At 62.3% G+C, this 21232-nt stretch carries 21 protein-coding genes; 12 read left to right on the top strand and 9 right to left on the bottom strand.

Features of this window, described 5'->3' with window-relative positions:
* Positions 1-97 precede the first annotated feature (97 nt).
* On the top strand, positions 98-967 hold the full coding sequence (gene serB / locus BM234_RS06280) for a phosphoserine phosphatase SerB (RefSeq protein ID WP_092061957.1): 870 nt from the start codon (positions 98-100) through the stop codon (positions 965-967).
* Here the strand turns inward: serB and BM234_RS06275 are convergent.
* Positions 964-1956 carry an asparaginase gene (locus BM234_RS06275; RefSeq protein WP_092061954.1) on the bottom strand — a complete coding sequence of 331 codons (993 nt, stop codon included), beginning with the start codon at positions 1954-1956 and terminating at the stop codon, positions 964-966. The genes serB and BM234_RS06275 overlap by 4 nt on opposite strands.
* Before the next feature lie 156 nt (positions 1957-2112).
* On the opposite strand from BM234_RS06275, the gene BM234_RS06270 reads away from it, so the two are divergent.
* From BM234_RS06270 to rlmN, 3 genes are all read left to right on the top strand, one after another.
* Positions 2113-2664 carry an invasion associated locus B family protein gene (locus tag BM234_RS06270; protein WP_092061951.1) on the top strand — a complete coding sequence of 184 codons (552 nt, stop codon included), beginning with the start codon at positions 2113-2115 and terminating at the stop codon, positions 2662-2664.
* A complete protein-coding gene (locus tag BM234_RS06265) occupies positions 2661-3593 on the top strand; it encodes a dihydrodipicolinate synthase family protein (RefSeq protein WP_092061948.1) in 933 nt (310 codons plus the stop codon). Before BM234_RS06270 ends, BM234_RS06265 begins: the two co-directional genes overlap by 4 nt.
* A gap of 104 nt (positions 3594-3697) precedes the next feature.
* Positions 3698-4876, top strand: coding sequence for a dual-specificity RNA methyltransferase RlmN (gene rlmN, locus BM234_RS06260; protein ID WP_092061945.1), 1179 nt, complete (start codon positions 3698-3700; stop codon positions 4874-4876).
* A gap of 4 nt (positions 4877-4880) precedes the next feature.
* On the opposite strand, the gene BM234_RS06255 is transcribed toward rlmN, so the two are convergent.
* The 3 genes from BM234_RS06255 to BM234_RS06245 form a co-directional block, all read right to left on the bottom strand.
* Positions 4881-5072 carry a hypothetical protein gene (locus BM234_RS06255; RefSeq protein WP_092061942.1) on the bottom strand — a complete coding sequence of 64 codons (192 nt, stop codon included), beginning with the start codon at positions 5070-5072 and terminating at the stop codon, positions 4881-4883.
* A gap of 82 nt (positions 5073-5154) precedes the next feature.
* Positions 5155-5826 carry a hypothetical protein gene (locus BM234_RS06250; RefSeq protein ID WP_092061939.1) on the bottom strand — a complete coding sequence of 224 codons (672 nt, stop codon included), beginning with the start codon at positions 5824-5826 and terminating at the stop codon, positions 5155-5157.
* Positions 5827-5882: 56 nt separating this feature from the next.
* On the bottom strand, positions 5883-6815 hold the full coding sequence (locus tag BM234_RS06245; RefSeq protein ID WP_092061936.1) for an ABC transporter ATP-binding protein: 933 nt from the start codon (positions 6813-6815) through the stop codon (positions 5883-5885).
* A gap of 73 nt (positions 6816-6888) precedes the next feature.
* Here BM234_RS06245 and BM234_RS06240 point away from each other — a divergent pair, with 73 nt between their 5' ends.
* From BM234_RS06240 to polA, 3 genes are all read left to right on the top strand, one after another.
* Positions 6889-7068: a zinc-finger domain-containing protein gene (locus tag BM234_RS06240; protein ID WP_092061933.1), complete on the top strand. Its 180-nt coding sequence runs from the start codon at positions 6889-6891 to the stop codon at positions 7066-7068.
* 338 nt (positions 7069-7406) lie between these two features.
* Positions 7407-7784: a DsbA family protein gene (locus BM234_RS17830; RefSeq protein ID WP_425439227.1), complete on the top strand. Its 378-nt coding sequence runs from the start codon at positions 7407-7409 to the stop codon at positions 7782-7784.
* A gap of 60 nt (positions 7785-7844) precedes the next feature.
* Positions 7845-10640: a DNA polymerase I gene (polA, locus tag BM234_RS06230; protein WP_092061927.1), complete on the top strand. Its 2796-nt coding sequence runs from the start codon at positions 7845-7847 to the stop codon at positions 10638-10640.
* Positions 10641-10662: 22 nt separating this feature from the next.
* Here polA and BM234_RS06225 read toward each other — a convergent pair whose 3' ends face one another.
* Positions 10663-11250: an acyltransferase family protein gene (locus BM234_RS06225; protein WP_092061924.1), complete on the bottom strand. Its 588-nt coding sequence runs from the start codon at positions 11248-11250 to the stop codon at positions 10663-10665.
* A gap of 162 nt (positions 11251-11412) precedes the next feature.
* Positions 11413-11676, bottom strand: a complete 264-nt coding sequence (locus BM234_RS06220; protein ID WP_092061921.1) for an acyltransferase family protein — start codon at positions 11674-11676, stop codon at positions 11413-11415.
* 211 nt (positions 11677-11887) lie between these two features.
* On the opposite strand from BM234_RS06220, the gene BM234_RS06215 reads away from it, so the two are divergent.
* On the top strand, positions 11888-12790 hold the full coding sequence (locus BM234_RS06215) for a cation diffusion facilitator family transporter (protein WP_092063227.1): 903 nt from the start codon (positions 11888-11890) through the stop codon (positions 12788-12790).
* Here the strand turns inward: BM234_RS06215 and BM234_RS06210 are convergent.
* Complete coding sequence (locus tag BM234_RS06210) at positions 12787-13512, bottom strand: hydroxypyruvate isomerase family protein (protein ID WP_245752530.1); 726 nt, start codon at positions 13510-13512, stop codon at positions 12787-12789. The two genes, BM234_RS06215 and BM234_RS06210, sit on opposite strands and share 4 nt — an antisense overlap.
* Positions 13513-13538: 26 nt before the next feature.
* Positions 13539-14132, bottom strand: coding sequence for a DUF1285 domain-containing protein (locus BM234_RS06205; RefSeq protein WP_092061915.1), 594 nt, complete (start codon positions 14130-14132; stop codon positions 13539-13541).
* A gap of 65 nt (positions 14133-14197) precedes the next feature.
* On the opposite strand from BM234_RS06205, the gene BM234_RS06200 reads away from it, so the two are divergent.
* Genes BM234_RS06200 through BM234_RS06185 form a run of 4 tightly spaced genes read left to right on the top strand, consistent with a single transcriptional unit; the run spans position 14198 to position 20860 of the window.
* The gene (locus BM234_RS06200) at positions 14198-15205 is read left to right on the top strand and encodes an AAA family ATPase (protein WP_092061912.1); all 1008 of its coding nucleotides are present in this window, start codon (positions 14198-14200) and stop codon (positions 15203-15205) included.
* Positions 15202-16074, top strand: a complete 873-nt coding sequence (locus tag BM234_RS06195; RefSeq protein ID WP_092061909.1) for a DUF58 domain-containing protein — start codon at positions 15202-15204, stop codon at positions 16072-16074. Before BM234_RS06200 ends, BM234_RS06195 begins: the two co-directional genes overlap by 4 nt.
* Entirely contained in the window at positions 16074-18818 is a 2745-nt protein-coding gene (locus BM234_RS06190; protein ID WP_092061906.1) for a DUF4159 domain-containing protein, read from the top strand. The genes BM234_RS06195 and BM234_RS06190 overlap by 1 nt, the downstream gene beginning before the upstream one ends.
* Entirely contained in the window at positions 18815-20860 is a 2046-nt protein-coding gene (locus BM234_RS06185) for a glutamine amidotransferase (RefSeq protein WP_092061903.1), read from the top strand. The genes BM234_RS06190 and BM234_RS06185 overlap by 4 nt, the downstream gene beginning before the upstream one ends.
* On the opposite strand, the gene BM234_RS06180 is transcribed toward BM234_RS06185, so the two are convergent.
* The gene (locus BM234_RS06180; protein ID WP_092061900.1) at positions 20861-21223 is read right to left on the bottom strand and encodes a hypothetical protein; all 363 of its coding nucleotides are present in this window, start codon (positions 21221-21223) and stop codon (positions 20861-20863) included.
* Positions 21224-21232 lie beyond the last annotated feature (9 nt).

Below are 21232 nucleotides of genomic sequence, written 5' to 3'. Positions count from 1 at the left end.
TTGCAAGAGGGTCTACGCGGGAATGTTGCACAGGGTCTGGTCCTGACGCGGAGCGCGTGCTTTATCGTCCCGCGATGTGACGAGGAAGGGATGCCCCATGCATATGGTTTCAATGATCGCGCGACCCGGCGAGCTTGCCCCTGCAATGGCGGAGGCGCTGCGCAATGCGTGGGGAGGCGGTGATCTGATCTGGCTCGCGCCGGATGAAGCCGCCGAATTCGCAATCGGCGCGGTCCCCGGCAATGTCGATACGGTTCGCGCCGAACTGGACGGGCAGGGGATCGACCTGAATATCGTGACCGGGCAGGGCCGTGCCAAGCGCCTGTTGCTCGCGGATATGGACAGCACGATGATCGAGCAGGAGTGCATCGATGAGCTTGCCGAGGTCGCGGGCGTGGGCCCGAAGGTGCGGGAGATCACGGCCCGCGCGATGAACGGTGAACTCGATTTCGAAGGGGCCCTGATCGAGCGGGTCGCTCTTTTGAAGGGGCTGCCGGAGAGCATCATCACCGACGTGCTTGCCACGCGCATCAGCTTCATGCCCGGCGGGCGGGCGCTGTTGGGAACTATGAAGGCGCGCGGCGCGCGGTGCGTACTCGTCTCCGGCGGTTTCACAGCGTTCACCGCTCATGTGGGCGCGTCCCTCGGGTTCGATGAGACCCGCGCAAACACGCTCCTTGTCAAAGAAGGATACTTGACCGGAGAGGTCGCCCAGCCGATCCTTGGGCGCGATGCCAAGGTCGCTGCGTTGGTCGAGAGCACGGAACACCTTGGAATTGGTCCCGCCGATGTGATTGCAGTTGGCGATGGCGCCAATGATCTGGGGATGCTCGGCCGGGCGGGATTGGGTGTGGCTCTGCATGCCAAGCCTAGCGTTGCCGCACAGTGCGCCGTGCGGGTGAACCACGGTGATTTGTCGGCGCTGCTCTATCTACAGGGCTATTCCCGCGACGAGTTTGCAGCCTAGGGCCACAGGCCCTGCACAGGGCGGATCGCACCGCAGTCGATCCCCCGCCGATTGACGAGGGGGGCATCCATTCTCCGCAAGGTCGCGGGATGATCCGGGGCCAGAACCCCGAGCCGAACCAGTAGCGCCGCGATGACGCATTCGGCCGCGCGGGTAGCGCCGTCGGAGATCTTTACCGCTATGCCAAGCCCTCTCTCGGGGATCATGGCAGTATAGACACCTTCTGCACCGGTCTTGATTGCAACGCGCCCATCCATCGCCCGCATCAATTCGGTGCAGGCGCGGCCCTCGCCGGCCACGAGGTCGGGATGAAGCGCCATGGCGCCGTGCAACCGTACCATGGCGTCAGCCATCGCGCCGGAGCCCTCGCGGGCTGAGGCAAACCGGCTCATCGCCCGTGCAAGTCCGGTCATTGTCGTCGCGAAGTTCGGGGCGGAGCATCCGTCGATCCCAAAGCCGGGACTGTTTTCGCCAGTAACCTCTTCGAAAGCGTCACGAACGGCGCGCTGAACCGGGTGGGAGGGGTCGACATACTCTGCATCGCCGCCCAAGTGCTGATTCAGCATCAGGAACCCGCAGTGTTTCCCCGAACAGTTGTTGTGGGTCTGGTTCGGCGCACCGTCCGAACAGATCAAATCGCGCCGTGCCTTGTGGTCGGCGGGCAATTGCGGGCCGCAACGAAGATCGCTCTCTGCAAGGCCCAAATCCTCCAGCCACTTGAGGGCCTGATTTGTATGGAGGGCGGCACCATCGTGTGAAGCACAGGCAAAGGCGAGTTGGCGGGTGGACAGCCCTCGTCCCGCCTCAGATGTCGCAAGGGGAAGCGCTTGGATCATCTTTACCGATGACCTCGGCAGGATGACCGCATCCGCGTTCCCCCAAGCCTCCACGACGGTGCCGGAGCCATCGCTTATCACGGCATGGCCTGCGTGCACGCTCTCGAGAAATTCACCGCGCCAGAGTTCTACGAGGGGTACTGAATCGGTCATGTGCCACCTTTCCGTCGTGCTCGGCAATTTTCTGCCAATCGCCCTTTTCCAGTTCCGGTGTTTCAGGCTATTCAAACGATGGCAATGAGCAAAGGGGCCAAACGGCATATCTGCGCCGGGCCCGACATTTGAGGCAAGGCAGCGGAGGCAGGACACATGATGTCACGAGTGGCAGGTGCGGTGGTCGCGGCGACCATTGGGTTGCAGGCAAGTATCGCTGGGGCGCAGCAGAGCGACAACCAAGTCGCCGCCAAGACCGATTGGGCGGTCTTCATGGAAGAAACCCCCAAGGCATGCTGGAGCGTGTCGGCACCGGAAAAGACGGTCAACACCCGCAACGGCAACGTCGTATCGGTGAGCCGTGGAGACATCCTCTTGTTCGTCTTCTATCGTCCCGAAGCCGGGGCCGAGGGGCAGGTCACCTTCACCGGCGGATATCCCTTCGCGGACGGGTCCAATGTCACGGTCGATATCGGTGGAACGAAATTTGAGATGTTCACCCAAAACATTCGCGACAAGGGCGGCGAATTGGTGGGATGGGCTTGGCCCACGTCGCCGGCAGAAGATGCCAAAATGGTCGCGGCGATGAAGCGCGGGGCAGAAGCCGTGCTGACGGCGCGGTCCTCCCGTGGGACCCAGACGCAGGACACCTTCTCCCTTCTTGGCTTCACCGCAGCGTTGGAAGAAGCACAAGGCCGGTGCAAGTGAGCACGAAAGGGGCCGCTTTGTTTCGCGGCCTCTCCGCCTTTCCGATGACGCCAAGCGACGAGGGGCTTCGCTTGCGCCCCGAGCGCTTGGCGATCCTCCTTGAACGTATTGTGGCGGCCGGCGCTGATTCCGTCGGACTCTTGGGCAGCACCGGAAGTTACGTCTACCTCACCCCCGAGGAACGACGCCGGGTCCTGCGGGTCGCCTCCGAAGTCATTGACGGCAAGGTTCCGCTCATCGTCGGGGTGGGGGCGATGGGCACGCAAGACGCCGCGGCCCTTGCGCGTGATGCCGAAGAGGGCGGCGCGGATGGCGTGTTGCTGGCACCGGTTTCATATCAGCGACTCACGAGTGCCGAAGTCCATGGCCTCTTCGCCGATCTGAGCGCGGCGACGTCGCTGCCGATTTGCATCTACAACAATCCCACGACCACTGGTTTTACTTTCAGCGAGGAGCTGATTGGCCGACTGGCGGAGCTTCCTAACGTCGTTGCTGTGAAAATGCCCTTTCCCGCCTCGCGCGATGTGCGCGGTGAGATCGGATCGCTCCGCGCGCGCCTGCCAGAGGGCTTTACGATCGGCTACAGCGGGGATTGGGAGGCGTCCAAGGCACTGCTGGCTGGTGCGGATGCTTGGTTCAGCGTAATTGCCGGGATGCTGCCGGTGCCCGCCGTTGCTTTGGCGCGGGCCGCCATAGCGGAAGATCGGGCGGAGGTGATGCGGCTTGAAGCTGGCTTTGAACCTCTCTGGTCGCTTTTTCGGGAATTCGGCAGCTTCCGCGTGAATTACGCGATTGCGCCCCATGTCGGCCTGACGGGTCTCGCGCCCCCGCGCCCTGTTCTTCCCCTGGATGCCGTTCACCTGCTAAAAGTTGAAGCAGCAATTCGCCATCTTGATGAGCAGGTCGGGCTTGGGGTCGCGCTGGCCTGACCTGTTTCCCTTTGGACTTTCCCATCGAATCCTATATGTGAGCTATCTCTTAGCGCCCGGGCATACTCGCCGGGGCATTTTGCACGCCGTCCCGGAGGACCGACATGACCGCCAGCGCCCCCATCACGCAGGATGTCCTGACCATTCCCCGCAAGTCCCCAGAGGGCGGGCGGCGCAATCTTGTGGGTCTGACCCGGCCCCAGCTTCGGGATGCGCTGCTGGAGATTGGCGTGACCGAGAAACAGGTCAAGATGCGGGTCAATCAGGTTTGGCAATGGATCTATCAGTGGGGCGTACGCGATTTTGACGCCATGACCAATCTCGCCAAGGGGTTTCGCGCGCAACTGGCGGAGAACTTCGTCATCGAGATCCCCGAAATGGTTTCCCGTCAGGTCAGCAATGATGGCACGCGGAAATATCTCGTCCGGATTGCGGGGGGGCATGAGGTCGAGGTGGTTTATATCCCCGAGACGGATCGCGGTACGCTTTGTATCTCATCGCAGGTGGGCTGCACGCTGACCTGTTCCTTTTGCCATACCGGTACGCAGAAACTGGTGCGCAACCTCTCAGCCGGCGAGATCGTGGGTCAAGTCATGATGGCCCGTGACGATCTTGGGGAGTGGCCAGAGCCCGGCGCGCCCAAGGATGAAACGCGTCTTCTCTCCAATATCGTCCTGATGGGCATGGGGGAGCCTCTCTATAATTTCGACAACGTGCGCGACGCGATGAAAATCGCCATGGATAGGGAGGGGATCAGCCTTTCCCGCCGCCGCATCACGCTGTCTACCTCCGGGGTTGTGCCCGAAATTGCCAAGACCGCAGAGGAGATCGGGTGCCTTCTGGCCGTGAGTTTCCACGCCACGACGGACGAAGTGCGCGACAAGCTCGTGCCGATCAACAAGAAATGGAACATCGAAGCCTTGCTGAATGCGCTTCGGGAGTATCCGCGCCTGAGCAACTCCGAGCGGATCACCTTTGAGTATGTCATGCTCAAGGATGTGAACGACAGCGATGCTGATGCGCGTCGGCTGGTCAGCCTGATCAAGGGCATTCCGGCCAAGATCAACCTCATCCCATTCAACGAATGGCCCGGCGCCCCTTATGTTCGCTCCGATCAGGATCGCATCAAGGCATTCGCCGACATCATCTATCACGCCGGATATGCCTCCCCCATTCGCAGGCCACGCGGAGAAGACATCATGGCGGCCTGCGGGCAGCTCAAGTCCGCAACCGAACGCGCGCGAAAGTCGCGCAAGGCGATCGAGGCTGACGCCGGGCTCTGATCCTTTATCCGGAGATATAGACCCCGGATTTCGGTCGATAAAAGATTTTCTGGTTGTGTAACCGGCCAAGCAGGGATTGCGCTGCCTTGGGATCGATGCCGTCTTCCCGCTCGGATGACGCAGCATGCCGAAGGGCGGTTTCGATCAGCCGGATATCCTCTAAGTCGAGTTCGAACATTTTGTTGAAGTTGGGCATGGTCGGGCTCCTTGCACCGGGGTCGTGCAACGAGAATAAGCCTTGCAGCGGCTTCGTCAAAGGAACCTTTGCAAAAAGGTGGTCAGGCGCTTCGATCCAAGTACATGCGACCTTGGTCGGCTTCGGTCATTACCCCGACGGCATTGAGCAGAGCAGGGAGGACTGTTCCGCGCTCTTCAATTTCCCGGTCGTAATCAACCACCCGGACAGAGCCGAAGCGACGCCAGAAACGCACGATTTCCTCGCGATCAAATACCCAGTCTTCACGGATATCATCCATGCCAAGGCCGTATCGCCAGTGACTGCCATGTTTCAGGAGTTCGCGTTCCCACATGGCGCGCCAATGCATTTCGTTGCGAAAGCAGACGACGGGAACAATCTGTACATCCGCAACCTTGAAAAACCAGCGGAGGCGTTCGGCCTCTACATCTTCACGGGCAAAACAGAGCGACTCTGCGCTTGCCACAAAGCGTTTGATGTCTGGATTGGCGCAGAGGCCCCGGAGCCGGGCCAGCACTTTCAGCCGCCCCCAAAGACCCGGCGGTTTGGTTCGTCCAGCCATGCGCGCAGGCGTGCGAAGGCTGGGGCGCAGCACTGCGTTTGCAAGCGGAAGCGTTCCGGCGGAGGCGGCAGGGCCTTCGATGAAAAGCCCCGTGCCCTTGGCCGCAAGACGCGGTGCGGCATCGTGCAGCCATCCGTGCAGCCCTGCGGTCCCGGCCATATGCGTGCCGATATGGAGATAGAATGGTCGCATCGGCCCTCATCCGCGTAATTGGGATTCATCCATGGCAGCAAACCGTGACGAAACCCTTAGCGCGACCGGGTCAGAGCGAGGAAAACATCTTCTAGATCCGCCTGTTCGGTCCGAACGTCATCGATTCGAATCCCCGCATCGCGCACTGATTGCAGCACGGCCTCTGCCGGCGTGGCTTGCGAGTGATAGGAAATGGCGATGGCGCCGCCTTCGCGCCGCTCGACCTCCAGCCCCAAGCCCTCGGGCAAGCGGGAAACCCCTCCTTCGGGTTGGATCACCATCGTCTTTGCATCAAGCGCGCCCAGCAGGTTCGCGGTGCTGTCGCGGGCAACCACTTCGCCGTGGTTGATGATCGCGATCTCATCACACATTTCCTCGGCCTCTTCGAGATAGTGTGTTGTCAGGATGATCGTCATGCCGCGTTCGCGATTCAGGCGACGCACATTCTCCCACAGCATCTGCCGCAATTCGATGTCGACCCCCGCGGTCGGCTCATCGAGCACGAGGACTTGCGGATTATGCACAAGCGCTTTTCCAAGCAGGAGACGCCGCCGCATGCCTCCCGACAGGGTGCGCGCATAGGCGTTCGCCTTGTCCTCAAGGCCAACCATGCGAAGAATCTCATCGCTGCGTCGTTCCGTCTTGGGCACGCCATAGAGCCCTGCCTGCACCTCCAGCGCCGCGCGGGGCGCAAAGAACGGATCGAGGTTGAGCTCTTGGGGCATCACGCCGATCGCGGCGCGCGATTGGCGTGGGTTTACGTCCTGATCGAACCCCCAGATCGTCACGCGCCCATCGGTTTTCCTGACCAAACCGGCAAGGATGTTGATCAACGTGGACTTGCCCGCGCCATTCGGCCCCAGAAGGCCAAAGACCGAACCGGCAGGAATAGAAAGATCCACCCCGCGCAATGCTTGTTTGGGCGCTTCGCCCTTCTGGCCCGCGTATGTCTTGGTCAGACCTTCAATTTCAATCGCATTCCCGGCCACTGTGTCTTGTCCCTCATTCCGTGATCGCGCATAACCCGATCTAGTGGAGTAACGCCGCAAAGGAAATGACCCCATGACGACCCCACCCCCTGAGACCCGTATCGTGGACACATGGCGCGTGGCCTGTGACGGAGGGGAAGGGGCCTTGGGGCATCCGCGCGTCTGGCTCCAGATTCCGCATGAGACGGGCTATGTAGAGTGTCCCTATTGCGATGCCAGACTGATCCACAAGGAATTCGAGGGTAAGGTCTGAATCGCCGTACCTTTCTGAACCTTGGTGTCTTCAGCGGGCTTGTCGCCGGCGCCTATGGCGGGGCGGGTGCGCTGCGGTGGGCATTACGGCCCCCACTTGAGTTGGAGCCGATCCCTGGTGTTCCGGGGTTTCGCCGAATACCGGGCGGGGCAATCTCGGCGGGAGCGGCCCTGTTCACGGGGCTTGAGGCAGCACCCCTCAGGCCGGAAATCCCCGATCTTTGCGCGGCGCTCTTCCCGGCGGGTCGAGCAAAAGTCCCACTCGCGTATTTCTCCGACGTGCGCTGCTCAATCTGTCGCGAAATTTCCCCGCTATTGCGAGAGGTTGATGGCGCGACGGTGAGTTTTCACGAACTGCCGATCTATGGCCCACCGTCCGAGCTTGCGGCGCGCGCCGCCATCGCTGCGGGGTTTCAAGGCGCGCACTCGGCCTTCCACCATCGGCTCATGGGGTCTCCCGTTGTGCCGACACGGGCCTATCTGCTGAAACTCGCCGAGGACGCGGGGATCGACACGGCGCGCCTTCTCTCAGATATGCAGCGCCCGGAGGTAGATCGGCGACTCGCCACTACCCGAGCGCTGGCCGACCTTTTCGGGTTTGTCGGAACGCCAGCGCTTGTGGTCGGACGTACCGCGGCTCTGGGCCGGGTGAGCAAACATACCTTGGACGAACTTGTCGACCTCGAACGGAACGAGCGCGCGCCACTGTCCTGCTGAGGGCTGGAAGCCGGGCGCGCTTCGTGGCAATACCGCGCCGGACCCAAGCGGAGAGAAACCATGGCATTCGGCAAAGGCTGTCACCTGCATCTGATCGACGGATCGGCCTTCATCTTCCGCGCCTATCACGCGCTGCCGCCGCTCACGCGCAAGTCCGACGGGCTTCCCATCGGGGCGGTCGCGGGCTTTTGCAACATGATCTTCCGTTACGTGGAGGACAACGCCGGCCCCGACGCGCCGACCCATGTCGCCGTTATCTTCGACAAGGGCTCCCACACGTTCCGCAACGATCTGTATGACCAGTACAAGGCCAACCGGGATGCGATGCCGGAAGATCTTCGCCCGCAAATCCCGTTGACCCGCCGCGCCACCGAGGCGTTCAACATCGCCTGCAAGGAACTCGCTGGGTACGAGGCTGACGATATGATTGCGACGTTGGCCCGGCAGGCCCGCGAGGCGGGAGGCAATGTCACGATCATCTCTTCCGACAAGGACCTCATGCAACTCGTCGGCGACGGGGTGGAGATGCTTGATGCTATGAAGAACCGCCGCATCGACCGTGAGGGCGTCTTTGAGAAGTTCGGCGTTTATCCCGAGCGTGTGGTGGATGTGCAGGCCTTGGCCGGCGACTCGGTCGACAATGTGCCCGGCGCCCCCGGCATCGGGATCAAGACGGCGGCACTTTTGATCAATGAGTTCGGCTCGCTGGAGGAGCTTCTGGACCGCGCGGAAGAGATAAAGCAGCCCAAGCGCCGGCAAACTCTCATCGAGAAGCGTGAACAGATCGAGATGTCCAAGCGGCTGGTCCTGCTCGACGAAAACACGCCGCTGGATTTCACCATCGACGATCTGGAGGTTCAAGACCCGGACCCAGATGTGCTGATGCCCTTCCTCGCAGAGATGGAATTCCGTACCCTGACCAAGCGCGTGGCCGATAGGTTCGGCGCTGAAGCGCCAGTCATCGAAGAGCCGAAACCCGTCGTTGAGGATGGCCCGAGCCCCGCCGATATCCCCTTCGAGCCCGAGACCTACGCATGCGTGCGCAGCGCCGATGATCTCGCCCCATGGATCGACCAGATCCTTGAGCGCGGCTATGTGGCCGTCGATACCGAGACGACCGGCCTCAACGACATGACCGCCGAATTGGTCGGCATCTCCCTTTGCGTCGAGCCGGGACAGGCCTGCTACATCCCGCTGGCGCACCGCGCGGGCGCTGCCGACGATCTCTTTGGTGACGATGCTCGTGCCGAGGGGCAGATGGGCTTTGACCAAGCGCTGGAGATCCTCAAGCCCATCCTTGAGGACGAAGCGATCCTCAAGATCGGCCAGAACATGAAGTATGACGCCAAGATCTTTGCCCGGTTGAACATCGATGTGGCCCCGATCGACGATACCATGCTCATGTCCTATGCCATGCACGCGGGCCTTCATGGTCACGGGATGGACATCCTCTCAGAGCGCTATCTCGGCCATACGCCGATCCCGATCAAACCCCTTTTGGGAAGTGGCAAATCCGCCATCACCTTCGACCGTGTGCCGATCGACGAGGCCGTCAGATACGCCGCCGAGGATGCCGATATCACGCTGCGCCTGTGGCAGCTTTTCAAGCCGCAGCTTCACCGCGCGCAGGTCACCCGCGTCTACGAGCGGCTGGAGCGCCCCATGGTGCCGGTCCTCACCCGGATGGAGCGTGCGGGCGTCAAGGTAGACCGCGACACGCTCAGCCGCATGTCCGGCGCTTTCGCCCAGAAGATGGCGCAACTTGAGGAGGAGATCCATGAGCTTGCCGGCCGCAAGTTCAACGTCGGTTCCCCCAAACAACTCGGCGAAATCCTTTTTGACGAGATGGGCCTCGAGGGCGGCAAGCGCGGCAAGACCGGCGCCTATGCCACCGGTGCCGATGTGCTCGAAGACCTCGCCACGCTTCACGACCTGCCGGGCCGGGTGCTGGACTGGCGCCAGATTTCCAAGCTGAAAAGCACCTATACCGACGCGCTCCAGACCCATATCCACCCCGAGACCGGCCGGGTGCATACTTGCTATTCCATCGCCGGGGCCAGCACGGGCCGGCTCGCATCTACCGATCCCAACCTGCAGAACATCCCGATCCGCACAGAGGAAGGCCGCCGCATCCGCGAAGCCTTTGTCGCAGAGCCGGGCAAGACCCTTGTGTCGCTCGACTACTCCCAGATCGAACTGCGCATCCTCGCCCATATCGCGGATATCGACGCGCTCAAGGAAGCCTTCCGTGAGGGGCAGGACATTCACGCCGCGACAGCGTCTGAGATGTTCAACGTGCCCCTTGAAGAGATGACGCCGGATATCCGCCGTCAGGCAAAGGCGATCAACTTCGGCGTGATCTATGGCATCTCCGCCTTTGGACTTGCTCGCAACCTGCGTATCCCGCGCGAAGAGGCCAAGGGTTTCATCGACCGTTACTTTGAGCGCTTCCCCGGCATCCGCGATTACATGGACGCGACCAAGAGCTTCGCCAAGGAGCATGACTACGTCGAAACCCTCTTTGGCCGCCGCATCCACACCCCCGAGATAAACGCCCGCGGCCCTCGTGCTGGTTTCGCTCAACGCGCGGCAATCAATGCCCCGATCCAAGGCACGGCCGCCGATATCATCCGCCGCGCCATGATCCGGATGGAACGCGCCATTGAGGGTCTGCCTGCCACGATGCTGTTGCAGGTCCACGACGAACTTCTTTTCGAAGTGGACGAGGGCGCCGCCGAAGATCTCATCTCCCGCGCGCGGGAAGTTATGGAGGGCGCGGCCGAGCCGGTCGTCAAGCTCGATGTACCGATCATCGTTGACGCAGGTCAGGGCGCGAACTGGGCTGAGGCGCACTGAGGCAAACCCGTTGCAGTGCGCTCTAGAGGCCGAGAAGCCGCGTGGTTCGCGTCCGGTTGGCAACCCATACGAGCGCCAGCGGCCCTAGTATCCCGATAGCGACCCCCAGGATGAGTTGCGGGGGCAAACGATCGATTCCGAATGCCAGAAGCGCCTCCCGCACAGCGGCGGAGATGATTGTGTGGGCGACATAGATCGCCATCGAGGCCGCACCGAGAATGGAGAGCCCGTTTATCACTGGGGTCCGCTCCATCTCCGCTATGCCTGAGAACACAGCCAGTACACAAAGTGTCAGGATGACCGATCCCAAGGTGCCAACGCCGTAGTCATCGATGACAGGCCAGATCGCGAGAAGGACGCAGAAAACGAAGCCTGCGGCGGCCCGCGCTGAATTGGACAAACGGGCAAGGATGTCCGTCTGCCCGAGCGCTACGCCGATCCAAAAGTAGGGTGCGCATGCAATCGCCGGCACAAACCATTCTTCCAGCCCTGTTGGCATGCGAATGAACTGTAGCAACGTGACCACAACACCCGCTCCGGCCAGGACCGATGCGGGAACCTTGCCGCCCCGCGTAAAGGGCTTGAGCAGCGCAAAGGCGACACTCAACACGAAGAGCGCTCACAAAAACCAAAGGTGCAAGACACCCGGGATCGGCAGGATGAAGAGGTCGGCCCCTCGCACGGGTGTATTGGCAGCCTGTCCTCCCAGATACTTCACGCCAAGGAAAATGTACGTCCAGAGTCTCATGGGCCAGAAAAGGCGCAGCAGCCTTCACTGAAGGAATTCTGCTACGGACATTCTCGATAGTGAGGCGAGGAAGAACCAGCCGGATACCGCAAAGAAAACCGGCATGTGGAAGGCATAGATCCGCATATCGACTGCGGCGAACAGATTGGGGGACAGAAGGTTCGCGCCCCAAAGTCCCCGCCAAGTATGGCCGACCACAACAAGAATTATCATCGCGCCCTTGGTCGCATCGATCCACTCAAGCCGCCTCGCCGGCGTCGAAGATCGGGCAGAGATCGAAGAGTTCATGGGCAACCTGTGTTCCGGACCATCACGCACTGCGACGAACTACGAGTCCTGCTTGAGTATTGTCGAGGGCTAGTTTGGCGGCAAGCCGACACGCTCGGTTTCCGTGACCAAATTCCTGCGCTGAGCACCGAATAGGCACAGGACTGCCCCCTTGGCGCGGAAAGCTTCGACTCAACTTGCCAACCTGCGCGGAGCGCCCCATGTCTTCGGTATGCCGCACGACCATTCTCATGATCACATAGAAGAAGCGGGCGACCGCCGTGTTGCGCTTGCGATCCTCGTCAACCTCGCTCTCACCGTGGCGCAGATCATCGGCGGTGTCTTCGCGGGGTCTCTTGCGCTCATTGCCGACGCGATTCACAATCTTTCCGATGCCCTGTCGCTGGTCATCGCCTTCTTTGCGCGGCGTATCTCGCGGCGACCGGCGAATGCCGATATGACCTTTGGCTATGGCCGGGCGGAGGTCGTCGCGGCGCTGGTGAACTATACCACCCTGATCGTCATTGCGCTCTACCTGATGGCAGAGGGCGTCCAGCGCCTCCTGTCACCGTCAGAGGTGGAGGGGTGGACCGTCGTGATCGTGGCAGGCATCGCTCTGATCGTCGACGCGGTCACGGCCTTGCTGATTTTCGGGATGTCGAAATCGAGCATGAACATGCGCGCGGCCTTCCTGCACAATCTCACCGATGCCATGGCGTCCGTCGCGGTGATTGTATCGGGTATCGCGGTGCTGCTCTATGATTGGCGATTGGTGGATCCGCTCGTGACGCTTGGGATTTCGGGCTATATCCTCTGGCATGCTGCCATGGGGCTAAAACCGGTCATCCGGGTGCTGATGCTCGCCGCGCCGGAGGATGTAGACCTCGCCGATGTGATTGCCGATCTGGAGGCAGTGAATGGGGTCGAAAGCCTGCACCACGTCCATCTGTGGCATATGGGTGAGAAGGACATATCGTTACAGGCCCACGTCGTGACGTCGAGCCCGGAGGGCGCGCATAGCATGAAGCGCGACTTGCGTGCGATACTGGAGGAGCGCCACGGCATCACTCATAGCGTTCTGGAACTTGAGACCGCCCCTGATGTGTGTGCCGACGCTCGGGTCGTGGGGCATTAAAGACCGGCCCAGGCCAAGCCATCTTCGGTCCGTCCCTGCGGCGTGTATTCACCGCTCACGATCCCCCGATAGTTCAACCGTTCCAGTTGCCCGAGAAATGCAACCATATCGAACGTGCCGCTCATTGGATCGCCACGCTTGGGGATGCCGGCGATTTGTATGTGACCTACGCGGGCGTGCAGCGTCTCGAAGAGGGTGACAGGATCGTGGCCGAGCCGAAAGGCGTGCCAGAGATCGAATTGCAAAGAGAGGTTCGCGCGGCCAAGCGTGTCGAGAACCTCGCAGGCGAGGTCGAACCCGTTCAGGTAGTAGCCGGGCATATCGAGGGGGTTGAGCGGCTCCAGCATCAGAACACGGTTCGGTGCCTGATCTGCCGCCCACGCGAGGTTTTCGAGTAAGGTTTCCTTGGCCCGCGCCCCTTCGGCGATGCCGGTCATCACATGAATACGCGGCACGTCCAGTGCTTCTGCATAGCGTGCGGATTGTTCAAAGCTGCGGCGAAACTCAGCGCTGGCACCCGGAACAGCGGCGAGGCCACGTCCACCTTCTTCCCAATCTTCGACTGGCGTGTTGATCAGGACGAGGTTGAGATCGTTGTCTTTAAGCAGCATGGACCATTCGCCGATGGTGAGCGCATAGGGAAACAGCACTTCGATGTTGTGAAACCCTGCATGCGCCGCCGCACGGGGACGACCCGCAAGAGGGTGCTCTGTAAAAAGCATGCTTAAATTTGCAGCATACCGCGGCATCAGTCGGGCAAGTCCTTGTCGGGAATCATCGGGAAGAACGCCCCCCCGGATCGCAAGCCAAACCATATGGCCCCATTGACGTCCTCGCGCGTGCCAAGATCCACCAGCCTGTAGAAGCTTTTGCGGTCGATCAGCGCCTCAAGCCCTGCGCGGACGTGGACATAAGGCGAAGGTTCGCCGGTTTCTGCATCACGCACGACCCGAATTGGATTGTCGGGGCTCGCCATGGTGCTGTCGCCGAGGTTGGTGGTAAAGGTGATCTCCTGCATCGGACCCTCTCCCTCGACGCTGAAATCGACCGCAACGAAAGGGGCATCGTCGACAGTGATCCCGACCTTTTCCGCAGGAGTCACAAGGAAGTACCTGTCTCCGTCCCGCCGCAGGATCGTACTGAAAAGCCGAACAAGTTCCGGACGACCGATTGGCGTTCCGAGATAGAACCACGTCCCGTCACGGGCGATGCGCATGTCCAGATCCCCGCAGAATGGCGGATTCCATTTGTGCACCGGCGGCAATCCTTTGGCCTTGCCAGCGGCGCGCGCCGCGGCTGCAAACTGCTCCGGGAGAGAGGTCACGGTTTTTTGTGGCGACATGGATTTTGCTATTTCGATTTTAGGCGATACATTTCTACCAACATATGCGCCCAAGGAGAAATGTCATGAGCGACTCTGCCGATCTTGTAGCTGGGATCGAATCTCTGGGCGAAAAGCTCGCCGAGGCCAAGGCTTCCATCAACCGCCGGTTCATTGGGCAGGAGAGGGTCGTGGACCTGACCCTTGCAGCTTTGCTGTGCGGGGGCCACGGGCTTCTGATCGGTCTGCCGGGGCTGGGCAAGACGCGGCTTGTCGATACGCTTAGCACGGTCATGGGACTTGATGGCAATCGCATTCAGTTCACGCCGGATCTCATGCCTGCCGACATCCTCGGCTCCGAGATCCTCGAGACGGGCGCGGATGGCACGCGCATGTTCAAGTTCATAGAGGGTCCGATCTTCTGTCAGCTCCTCATGGCCGACGAGATCAACCGCGCTTCGCCCCGGACACAATCAGCACTTTTGCAGGCGATGCAGGAAAAGGTGGTCACCGTCGCGGGGCAGGACCGGCCCCTCGGGGCGCCATTCCACGTGTTGGCCACGCAGAACCCCATCGAGCAGGAGGGCACCTATCCGCTCCCCGAAGCGCAACTCGACCGGTTTCTGGTGCAGATCGAGGTGGTCTATCCCACGCGGGATACCGAGCGCGACATCCTCGTCGCCACAACTGGCGTAGAAGAGGCCCAATCGCGTCAGGTGTTCAGCGCGGCCGAACTCATGTCGGCCCAGAATTTGCTGCGGCGGATGCCGGTGGGCGAGAGCGTGGTCGAAGCGATCCTTGATCTTGTCCGCGCCTTCCGTCCCGGAGAGCCGGAGGCCGCCGACATTGTCCGGGAGACCGTCGCATGGGGCCCCGGGCCACGCGCGGCCCAAGCCCTGATGCTGACCGTGCGGGCCAAGGCCTTGCTCGACGGGCGGCTTGCCCCTTCGATTGACGACGTGGCCGACATGGCCCCCGCCGTCCTGTCGCATCGCATGGCACTGAGCTTTGCCGCGCGGGCACGAGGGGAGACGCTCTCGAATGTGATTGCCAAGGTGAGTGAAAGCGTGACGCGCGTCGAGGCTGCTGCGTGAGCCTTGCCGCCGATCTCCGCGCTCGCTCAGAAGACGCCGCAGCCCCCCTTCCGGCGCTTCTCGCAGAGGCTGAGCATCTGGCGGGTACGGTTCTTCTTGGGGAGCACGGCAGGCGGCGCGCAGGTCTTGGCGACGATTTCTGGCAATACCGTCCCGTCCGCTCCGGGGACGAGGCACGCATGATCGACTGGCGTCGGTCGGCGCGGGGCGACGATCAATTCGTGCGAGAGCGGGAATGGCAGGTTGCGCAATCGGTAATGATTTGGCTCGATCAGGCCGCGAGCATGCGGTTCGCGTCGAACAATAACCTGCCGGAGAAGGCCGCGCGCGCACGTGTGCTGGCGCTGGCCACTTCGATCCTGCTGGTCCGTGGCGGGGAACGTGTGGGCCTGTCGGGCAGCGGTTTGCCGCCCCGGCGCGGTGAGGCCCAGATTCTGCGCATGGCCGACGCTTTCACACGGGATGAGGAGGCCGACTACGGCATTCCCGAAGCGCGCGGAATGCTGCCCCATGCGCGAGCGCTTTTCATGTCGGATTTCATGGGGGATTTTCCACCTGTTGAGGCCGCTCTCTACAAGGCGGCGGACCGTGGTGTGCGGGGCGTGATCCTGCAAGTCCTCGATCCGGCCGAGGAAGCGTTTCCCTTTTCCGGCCGTACGATTTTTGAGAGCGTGGGCGGGTCCTTGCGGCACGAAACGCTCAAGGCGAACGAATTGAAGGACCGGTATCTGGGTCGTCTTGCCGAACGAAAGGATGCCCTTGACCGCCTCGCGCGGACGACCGGATGGCAATTCGGCACGCATCACACCGGCGACAGCACCCAGGCGGCCTTGCTCTGGCTCTGGCACGCGCTGGCGGGTCAGGCCTGATGTTCGCCCTCGGACCCATAGGATTTGCCGCGCCCTGGTTACTGCTTGGGTTGGTCGCTCTGCCAATACTTTGGCTGATCCTGCGCGCCGTTCCCCCGGCGCCCATCCGGCGGCGGTTTCCGGGTGTGGCCCTCTTGCTGGGCCTGACTGATGAGGAGAGTACATCCGACAGAACCCCTTGGTGGCTCCTGCTGTTGCGCGTGTTGGCGGTGGCGGCGGTGATCATCGGATTGGCAGGACCGGTCCTGAACCCGCAGGATCGCGTATCGGGAAGCGGGCCGGTGTTGATCCTTGCTGATTCCGGTTGGGCCGGAGCACCACAATTCCCGCGCCGCGCGGAGCGGATGCGCGCTCTCATCGAAGAGGCGGGGCAGGCGGGCAGGCCGCTCGCCACCTTGCGGATCACCGATCCCGCCACCATCGCGTTTCAATCGGCGGATGTTGCGCTCACCCGGCTTCCGGGCCTGGTGCCGGAACCGTGGAGCCCTGGGCCGGATGAGGTTGCCCGCGCGATTGAGGAGATTTCAGCGGCTGGCGCCTTTGACACGTATTGGATGTCGGACGGCCTGGATTACGAAGGCCGCGAGCAGATCCTCAGTGCGCTTCGAGACGCGGGCGACGTTCGCATTTTTCAAACCCCGATCAGCGCGCAGGGGCTTGTTCCCGCGACCTATGCGGACGGAGTCCTGACGCTTCGGGCCCGGCGAAGCGAGGGCAGCGGAGCAGAGACCATGCAGGTGCAGGGTTTCGGGCGTGACCCGGTAGGGATTGAGCGTATTCTCGTGGCTGAGCATTTCGCCTTCGCCGAAGGGGAACTGCAAAGCGAACTTGCCTTGTCGCTTCCCGCCGAGCTGCGCGCGCGCATCACCCGGTTTGAGTTGGCGGGCGGGCGTTCCGCCGGCGCTGTCGCCCTTACCGATGATAGCTTGCAACGCCGGGAAATCGCGCTGTTTGCCGGGCGAGAGGATCGCGAAGGGCTTACGTTGCTGTCCCCGCTCCACTATCTGCAGCAAGCGCTTGAACCGACTGCGGAGATTCTGGATGGGGCGCTGCTGGATGTGATACCGGCCAATCCGGACGTGATCGTCCTTGCCGATGTCGCGACGCTTGCTCCCGCAGAAGAGGCCGCCATTGTCGAGTGGGTCGAAGCGGGCGGAATGCTCCTGCGCTTTGCCGGACCTCGCGTCGCCGCGAGCGATCTTAGCCGCACCGAGGAAGACACGCTCATGCCGGTACGCCTCCGCGCCGGGGGGCGGAGCGTCGGCGGGGCGATGAGTTGGGGGGAGCCAAAGACACTCGCGCCCTTTGCCGAAGAGAGCCCCTTCCACGGGTTGGCCGTGCCCGATGATGTTACCGTGACCTCCCAGGTCATGGCCCAGCCCGACCCGACACTTGCCGACCGCGTCGTTGCCCAATTGACGGACGGCACACCGCTCGTGACGCGCAAGCGAATGGGTGGCGGTCAGATCGTGCTGTTCCACGTTACCGCCAACGCCGATTGGTCGACCTTGCCGCTTTCGGGGCTTTTCGTACAGATGTTGGAGAGGCTTTCCGTCACAGCATCCGGGGCACGACCGACTGCCGAGGAACTCGAAGGCACCGTCTGGAAGCCGATACAGGTCTTGGACGGGTTTGGTGATCTGCGTGATGCCGGCACCATGGCCGGCGTGCCCGGCCCCGATCTCGTCTCGGGCACATTGGGGCGGGCCCTGCCGCCCGGCCTTTATGAGGGGGAATCTCGGCGACTTGCGCGCAATGTGATGGACGACGGCACCCTCCTTGTTCCCGCAGGTTGGCCCGATGACGTGCGAGTCGACGGGCTGGACACCGCCGAAGAGACACCGTTGCAGGGCTGGCTACTTGCGTTGGCGCTGGCCCTTCTGAGCGTGGATATCGTGGCATCGCTGGGCCTGTCCGGGCGGCTTGTTCGCGCTGCGCTCGTCGGCGTCGCGCTTGCCCTTCCGGGGCTGCCCGAGGCGCAAGGCTCCGACGATTTCGCTCTTCAGGCCAGTGCCGGGGTGGTGCTCGCGCATGTGCTCACGGGCGACGAACGGCTGGACCGCATGGCCGAACAGGGGTTGGCCGGTCTCTCTGACGTGCTGTTCTTCCGCACCTCGGTGGAGCCTGACGCGCCCATGGGGGTCGATCTGGAAACCGACGAACTGTCGCTGTTTCCCTTTCTGTACTGGCCGATTTCGGCGGATCAGCCGATCCCGTCGGACATCGCCTATGCCAAGTTGAACGATTATCTGAGAACCGGCGGCCTCATCCTCTTTGACACGCGGGATGCCGATGTTTCCGGCTTTGGCGGCGGCAGCCCCGAAAGTCGGCGCCTTCAGCGTATCGCCGCGCCGCTCGATATTCCGCCATTGGAGTTGCTTCCGGATGATCATGTGCTGACCCGTACCTTCTACCTGCTCCAAGATTTTCCCGGTCGCCATAATTCACGCGATGTCTGGGTCGAGGCCGCCCCCCAGGACGCGGAACTGATCGAAGGCATGCCGTTCCGCAATCTCAACGACAACGTCACGCCCGTCATCATTGGCGGTAACGATTGGGCGGCCGCGTGGGCGACCGACGAAAATGGCGTGCCTCTCTATCCCGTGGGACGCGGCTATGCGGGAGAGCGCCAGAGGGAGGTGGCCTATCGGTTTGGAGTGAACCTCATCATGCATGTGCTGACAGGCAACTACAAATCCGATCAGGTGCACGTCCCCGCACTGCTAGACAGGCTCGGCCAATGACCCGGGAAATTCTGCTGGACCCACTTTTGCCTTTGTCCTTGATCTGGATTATCGGCGCGATGGTTGTGTTGGTGACCGGACTTGCCGTCTGGCGCGGGCTTTCGGGGTGGTGGCTTCGCGGGTTGGCAGGGGCCTTCGTGCTTGGTGCCTTGCTCAACCCCTCGCTCCAGTCCGAAGAACGTCGGGCGCTTTCAGATATCGTGATCCTGCTGGAGGACCGAAGCGCCAGTCAGGGGCTGGCGGACCGCGCCGCCGCGACGGACGCCGCCACCACGGAAATGGCCGCTCGTATCGAGGCGCGCCCGAATACCGAACTACGCCGGATCGTCATTCCCGACGGCGAGGGGGACACAGGCACGCGGGCGATGACAGCGTTGGCAGAGGCGTTCGCCGAAGAGCCGCTGGCCCGCATCGCCGGTGTTCTGCTGGTGTCAGACGGACGGATTCATGATATGGAACTGGCCCCCGATCTGCCCGCGCCCATGCACCTTCTGGCGACGGGCCGCGCGGATGACTGGGATCGGCGATTGGTGGTCGGAAACGCACCGGCCTTCGCGATCCTCGGGGAACCGGTAACCTTGACGCTTCGGGTCGAGGATATGGGCGCGGCACCGGAGGCCGCAACGGCCCCGCTGGAAATCAGCATCGATGGCGCTCCGCCGCAAAGCTTCGAAGTCCCGGTCGGTGAACCTGTCGACGTGCCTGTCACGCTACCCCATGGGGGGCGCAACGTGCTGCACTTCCGTGTTCCGGCTGCAGCGGGAGAGCTGACCGACCGCAATAACGAAGCGGTGATCCAGATCAACGGCGTGCGCGACCGGCTGCGCGTCCTGTTGGTGTCGGGGGAGCCGCATCCCGGCGAGCGTACGTGGCGCAACCTTTTGAAATCCGACAGCTCGGTGGATCTGGTGCATTTCACGATTCTGCGCCCGCCAGAGAAACAGGACGGCGTGCCTGTTGATGAGTTGTCTCTCATCGCCTTTCCCACGCGCGAGTTGTTTCTCGAAAAGATCGACGACTTCGATCTGATCATCTTTGACCGGTACAAGCGCCGGGGAATTCTCCCCTCGATCTACCTCGACAACGTGTCGAACTATGTCGAGGAGGGCGGTGCGGTTCTTGTGGCCGCCGGTCCGGACTACGCCAGCGCCGACAGCCTCTACCGCTCCCCGCTCGATCGGGTCTTGCCCGCCGCGCCAACCGCACGCGTGCTTGAGGAGGGTTTCAAGCCGCGCATCACCGATCTGGGCCAGAAGCACCCGGTAACAGAGGGGCTGTCATCCGAGGAAGACCCCGAATGGGGCCGCTGGATGCGCCATATCGATGTCACGCCCGATTCTGGAAACGTTGTGATGTCTGGGGTGGATGATCGACCCTTGCTGGTCCTTGACAGGGTCGGCGAAGGACGCGTCGCGCTTTTGGCCTCCGACCACGCATGGCTTTGGAATCGTGGCTTTGAGGGCGGCGGCCCGCAGCTTGAGCTTCTGCGCCGCCTTTCGCACTGGATGATGAAAGAGCCGGAGCTGGAGGAAGAGGCCCTCTGGGCTGAGGCGACGGGCCAACAGATGCGTATCATTCGCCGATCCCTCGAAGGAGAGGTTGGCGATGTAACCGTGACCACGCCCTCAGGTGAGGAAGTCGCGGTGACGCTGGAAGAAGTCTCTCCGGGGCGGTACGAGGCGCTCTATGACGGGCCGCAGATCGGGCTTTATCGCCTTGAGGAGGGCGACAAGGACGCCGTGATCGGGCTTGGTCCGGCCGCTCCGCGCGAATTCGAGCAGACCATCGCCACCGGAGAAATTCTGGCCCCCGCGATTGAGCGCACGCGGGGCGGTATTCGCAGCATCGAAGAGGGCCTGCCGACGCTGCGCGACGTGCGGCCGGGGCGGCCAGCGGCCGGGCGCGGCTGGTTGGGGCTGACGCCGCGCGGTGCCTACGTGACGGAGGATGTGACTCAAGCGGCGCTTCTGCCGCCGTGGCTCGTGCTGCTTATCGCTTCGGGGTTGATCATCGGTGCATGGCTTCGCGAAGGCCGCAGCTGATCATTCGAGGGCGAGAGGCACCTTCGTCTCACCCCACCCGTCCTGCAAACATCGCGCACGGATAAAAAGGCTGCCTACTCCCTCGGGCACACTCACCTGCAAGCTTCTGGTGAAGGGCTGTTCGTTGACATGAGGATGTAGCAATTCGCGAAACCCGATCCCTTCACCAGTGGGGGCAATCACCTCCCACCCATCCGCGTAGTGATCCCATCCTGTATCGGGATGGGCGATGGTCACGTCGATGCGCCATGTATCCCCCGTTCGCGTCGCCATCGCAGCGCGAATTTCCGGCGGATCCGCCAAAGCGGTGTGGGGCAGGGTGGCGGCCAGATAGAGCAGTGCCAAGGCAAGGGGGTATCGCATGGTCAGAAT

Source organism: Poseidonocella pacifica (genome assembly GCF_900111875.1).
In the GTDB taxonomy this organism is placed as follows: Bacteria; Pseudomonadota; Alphaproteobacteria; order Rhodobacterales; family Rhodobacteraceae; genus Poseidonocella; species Poseidonocella pacifica.
Note: the sequence above shows the minus strand (reverse complement) of the source record. Positions and strands in the feature narration are given on the sequence as shown.